Consider the following 5,098-nt stretch of genomic DNA (forward strand, 5'->3'; position numbering starts at 1 on the left):
AACCGACGGCCCGTCCGTCCGTGAGCAGTTCGTTCGCCGGATACCGTCGGTGGTCGACGATGGAGCCGGCCGCGGAGGCGATCTTGCTGGGGAACCCGCAGGCGGTGAACAACCTCGGCCTGAGCGCCGCCCAGGCGAAGAAGGTCCAGCGCTGGCTGAAGACGTACTGGAGCTACCGCGACTCCATCGACGGCAAGCTCGGGACCAACAGCTGGAAGGCCTTCCAGCGCTGCCTGAAGAAGTACTGGGGCTACACCGGCCCGATCGACGGCGTCGTCGGCAAGGGCACCATCAAGGCGCTCCAGCGGCTCCTGAAGGACAGCTACGGCTACCGCGGTCCCATCGACGGCATCGCGGGCTCCGGCACCAAGGCCGCGTTCAAGCGGTTCGCCAACGCGCACTGAGCCCGGCACGGCGGCCTGCCCGCACGCCCTCCGTCCCGTTGCCGGGCGGAGGGCGTGCGTGCGGCGGTGGAGCCGCCGCGACGGGTGAACCGGAGGCGTGATCACACCCCGCGGGGTTACTCGTCCGGTATGGCGAAGCTGCACGTACCACGGCGGCACCACAGGCAGGCCGCCGACGAGACCACGGCACCGCGCATCCCGGCGCCGGACGAGGCGGGGCCCGACCAGGACGTCGAGCAGCGGGCTCCGGACAGCCCAGCGAAGCTGCCCCGGCGCGCGTGGCCGGCGGTGTTCAGGGGCTCGCTGCGCGAGTTCCGGGACGACGAGCTGACCGACCGGGCCGCCGCGCTCACGTACTACGCCGTCCTGTCCCTGTTCCCGGCCCTGCTGGTGCTGGTCTCCCTGCTGGCCGTCGCCGGCCGGTCGGTCACGGACAGGGTCCTGGCCAACCTGCGGAACCTGGCGCCCGGCCCCGCCCGCGACATCATCACCCGGGCGGTGGAACAGCTCCAGCACGGTGCCGGAACCGGCTCCCTCCTGGCCATCGTCGGTCTCGTGCTGGCCGTCTGGTCGGCCTCCGGCTACGTGGCCGCGTTCATCCGCGCCGCCAACGCCGTCTACGACATGCCCGAGGGCCGCCCGGTCTGGAAGCTCCTGCCGGTGCGCGTCGGCGTCACCGTCGTCCTCATGGTGCTCGCCGTGGCCAGCGCGCTCATCGTGGTCTTCACCGGCGGCCTGGCCCGCCGGGCCGGGGACGCGCTCGGGCTCGGCGACACCGCGCTGACCGTGTGGGCCATCGCCAAATGGCCGGTGCTGGTCCTGCTCGTCACCGTGATGATCGCCATCCTCTACTGGGCGACCCCGAACGCCAAGGTCAAGGGATTCCGGTGGATCACCCCCGGCAGCGTCCTCGCCCTGCTGATCTGGATGGCCGCCTCCGCCGGCTTCGCGTTCTACGTCGCCAACTTCGCCTCCTACAACAAGACCTACGGCACCATGGCCGGCGTCATCGTCTTCCTGGTCTGGCTGTGGATCACCAACCTGGCCATCCTGCTGGGCCTCGAGTTCGACGCGGAGACCGTACGCCAGCGGGCCATCGCCGGCGGCCATCCGCCCCGTGTCGAGCCGTACACCCAGCCCCGCGACACCAGGAAGTGGGACGAGGAGGACGTGCGCCGCCTGGACGAGACGGACGTGCGCCGCACGGACGGGACCTGACGGCCCGCCCTCCTCGTTCCGTCACGCCGCGAACCCGCCCGTCCACCGAGAACTCCGCGCCCGTCACGTACGCCGCCTCCGGCCCCGCCAGGAACGCCACCATGGACGCCACCTCCTCGGCCGTACCGAACCGGCCGAGGGCGGTCATGGCCGCCTGGCCGGACGCGTACGGGCCGTCCGCGGGGTTCATGTCCGTGTCCGTCGGCCCCGGATGCACGACGTTCGCGGTGATCCCGCGCCCGGCCAGCTCCCGCGCCAGGGCCTTCGTCAGCCCCGCCACCGCCGACTTGCTCATCGCGTACAGGGTGGCCCCCGGCCCCGGCACCCGCGCCGCCACACAACTGCCGACCGTGATGATCCGCCCGCCCTGCCCCATCACCTCGGCGGCGGACCGGGCGGCCAGGAACACCCCGCGCACGTTCACCGCCAGGAGCCGGTCGACGTCGGCGAGGGACAGGCTCTCCAGCGGCCCCATGAGCCCGACGGCCGCGTTGCCCACCAGCACGTCCAGCCCGCCCAGTTCCTCCGCCGCGCGCCGCACCGCGTCCGCCGCCTCCGCCGCGTCCGCCGCGTCCGCCGCGTCGGCGCGCAGCGCCACCGCCCTCTGCCCCAGCGCCTCGATGTCCCGGACGACCTCCTCGGCCGCGTCCTTGCCCCGCACGTAGGTCACGGCCACGTCCGCTCCCTCCCGCGCCAGCCGCCGTGCCGTCGCCGCGCCGATGCCCCGGCTGCCGCCGGTGACGAGTGCCGTCCTGCCCCGCAGATGCGTCTGTGAAGTCATGTGTCCATCCCAGCCGACGGCGAGGGGGAGCACCGGCGGCGAACGGACATCGACCTGGGCGAGCCGGTCCGCGGACCGCCCTGCCGGGCTCCACGGCCACCGGGCAGGGCCGACCCGCCGGGCGCGCCGTCCCGGCCCCACCCCCGGGCCACAGCAGGGGGCGGATGGCGCGTCCGCGCCGTCCTTCGGCAGGCTGACGGCATGACACACCCACAGCCACTGCTGCTGCCCCCTGAGCAGGCGCAGCCCAGCGAGCAGTTCCCGTACCACCGCCTGGCCCGGCTCTCACCCCGCTACCGGTGGTGGCGCCCCCTGCTCGGGACCCTGGTCGTGGCCGTGACGTACGTGATCACCGTCGTCCTGCTCATGCTCGTCCTCGCGGCCCTGGGATCGGGCATGGGCTACCCCCAGGACGACGACGGCTGGCCTGAGTTCGGCCCCGTCTCCGGAACTGCCGTCGACCTGCTCTCGATCGCGGTCGGCATACCGGTCCTGCTGCCGATCGTGCGCTGGATCGGACGGCGTCCCGCCGGCACGGTCTCCTCCGTGACCGGCCGGCTCAGATGGCGCTGGCTGCTGCTGTGCGTGCTGACCGCCGTGCCGATCCTGGGCCTCGCGATGGGCTGCACGGTCCTGCTCCCCGCGGACGGCGAGCCGGAGAGCCAGTGGGTGGGGTGGCCTGCCTTCGGGCGGGCCCTCGCCTTGCTGGTGGTGTTGGTGCCGGTGCAGGCGGCCGCCGAGGAGTACGTGTTCCGCGGCTGGCTGACGCAGACCGCCGGGGCGTTCCTGCGCTCGCCGTGGGCCGCGCTCCTGCCCCAGGCGCTGCTGTTCGCCGCGGCCCACGGCTGGGGCACGCCCTGGGGCTTCGCCGACCTGCTGGTGTTCGGGGTGGCCGCGGGCTGGCTGACCTGGCGCACCGGCGGACTGGAGGCGTCCATCGCCCTGCACACCGTCAACAACCTGCTCGCCTTCGGCGTCTCGGCCGCCGTCGTGGGCGGGCTCAGCAGCGACGAGACCGCGGCGGACGCCGGCTGGCAGCTCGTGGTGTTCGACGTGCTGAGCATCGCGCTGTACACGGCGGCCGTGGCGTGGTGGCTGCGCCGCCGCCGGCTGGACCGCACGGCTCCGGCACCACGGCCACCGGCAGGCGGACCGGGGTACCCGTACGGCAACGGCGTTGCGGTGCCGCAGCCGTGGGCGGGGCAGCCGGGATTCGGTGCGGGCGTTCCCCCGACGGCGCCGCCCACGGCCGGCCCGCCACCGCCCTCGGCCGGCCCGCCGGCAGCCGGTACGGGCCTGCCGCCCGCGTCTGCGGGCGCCGGGGAAGACGGCACGGACCGTACATAGGCCGAGGCCGGCGCCGATGCCGGCCCCCGGGCGTCGCGTTCCTCGCTCACGCCTCTGCGTGCCGAGGCTCCGCGTCCTGACGCTCTGATGCCCGGGGCTGCGCGTCTTCGGCGAGGTCGGCGGCCAGGGCGGCCAGCGGGAAGTCCCTGCGGCAAGCCGCACGGGCGGCGACGAGGGCCAGGGCGGAGGGCAGCCGGCCGCACCGGCGGATGATCTCCGTGACGGCCTCCGGCTCAGCGGCCGACCGCGCGGCACCGATCCGCCGGACGAGCAGCTCACGGGCGTCCGCCTCGGAGGGCAGACCCAGACGCAGCGCACGGACGCCTGCGGTGGCCAGGTGCGGGGGACCGGCCGGCTCGGCCGTCTCGATCCACCCGGCGGGCTCGACGGCCCGACGGCGTTCGGCCGGTCCGGCCGCCTCCGCCGGTCCGCCCCGGCTCGTGACCAGCGTCAGGCAACCCGGCACCGCGGGCAGCAGCGGACGCAGCTGCTGGAGGCAGGCGGCGTCGTCCAGCAGGACGAGCAGCCGGCGTCCCGCCAGCGCGCTGCGGTACTGCGCGGCCAGGTCGGCCACGCTCGCCCGCACGCTCCGCGCGGGCACGCCGAGGTCCGCGAGCAGCCGGCGCAGTGCCCCGGCCGGGTCCGGGCCGCCCCGGTGGGGAGCCGATCCGCCCAGCTCCAGGTGGAGCCGGCCGTCCGGAAAGCGGTCGGCGACCCGGTGCGCCCAGTGGACCGCCAGCGCGGTCTTGCCGACCCCGGGCGGCCCGCTGATCAGCAGGTTCACCGCGTCGGGCACGGGCTCCCCGCCGTCCCGGGTCTCGGCCCCTGCCACGGCCGCCCCGCGCCACAGCGCGTCCAGCGCCGCCAGCTCCCGCCGGCGCCCCGCGAAGACGGCCAGGTCCGGGGGGAGCTGGGCGGGGCGGACGAAGGGACGTGCGCGGTCCGGTGGGGCGGTCGGGAGCCGGTGCCGGGCGGGGCGTATCTGCCGGCGCAGAACCCGGGCGTGGGCGGCGGCCAGTTCGGTGCCGGCAGCGACGCCCAGCCGTGCGGCGAGGTCGCGGCGTGCGTCCTCGTAGGTGGCCAGCGCCTCCGCCTGGAGGCCGCACGCCGCCAGCGACAGGACGAGGCGGGCCAGCAGCGGCTCGTCGAGCGGGTACAGCGCGGCGGCCCGGCGCACGCTCGCGAGCACCTGGTCCGCGCGGCCGCACAGCAGCGCCGCGTCCGCCGCCACCCGCGCCGTGCGGGCGATCTCCCGGTCCACGGCCGCGAAGTGCGGATGCGCGCGCACCCGTTCCGGCAGGCCGGCCGCCACCGGGCCGCGCCACAGCCGCAGGGCCGCGGCGAAGTG

Annotated in this window: 4 protein-coding genes and 1 pseudogene; 3 read left to right on the top strand and 2 right to left on the bottom strand. The window is 75.5% G+C overall.

The genetic code is table 11. The features are described from left to right. Positions 1–20 precede the first annotated feature (20 nt). Positions 21–404, top strand: coding sequence for a peptidoglycan-binding protein (locus tag ABZV94_RS40050; protein ID WP_356349777.1), 384 nt, complete (start codon positions 21–23; stop codon positions 402–404). 129 nt (positions 405–533) lie between these two features. Then, on the top strand, positions 534–1,622 hold the full coding sequence (locus ABZV94_RS40055; RefSeq protein WP_356349772.1) for a YihY/virulence factor BrkB family protein: 1,089 nt from the start codon (positions 534–536) through the stop codon (positions 1,620–1,622). A gap of 37 nt (positions 1,623–1,659) precedes the next feature. Here the strand turns inward: ABZV94_RS40055 and ABZV94_RS40060 are convergent. Then, positions 1,660–2,403: pseudogene (locus ABZV94_RS40060) on the bottom strand (SDR family oxidoreductase); the annotation flags it as partial. Positions 2,404–2,604: 201 nt separating this feature from the next. On the opposite strand from ABZV94_RS40060, the gene ABZV94_RS40065 reads away from it, so the two are divergent. Then, positions 2,605–3,750, top strand: a complete 1,146-nt coding sequence (locus ABZV94_RS40065) for a type II CAAX endopeptidase family protein (protein WP_356349773.1) — start codon at positions 2,605–2,607, stop codon at positions 3,748–3,750. Positions 3,751–3,796: 46 nt separating this feature from the next. Here the strand turns inward: ABZV94_RS40065 and ABZV94_RS40070 are convergent. After that, on the bottom strand, positions 3,797–5,098 hold a 1,302-nt coding region (locus tag ABZV94_RS40070; RefSeq protein WP_356349775.1), incomplete at its 5' end, for a BTAD domain-containing putative transcriptional regulator.

It is taken from the genome of Streptomyces sp. NPDC004658 (assembly GCF_040609555.1).
Taxonomy (GTDB): domain Bacteria; phylum Actinomycetota; class Actinomycetes; order Streptomycetales; family Streptomycetaceae; genus Streptomyces.

Excerpts from the sequence above, each read along its gene's own strand:
- ABZV94_RS40055 (WP_356349772.1), top strand. The coding sequence starts at position 534 with ATGGCGAAGCTGCACGTACCACGGCGGCACCACAGGCAGGCCGCCGAC.
- ABZV94_RS40065 (WP_356349773.1), top strand. The coding sequence starts at position 2,605 with ATGACACACCCACAGCCACTGCTGCTGCCCCCTGAGCAGGCGCAGCCC.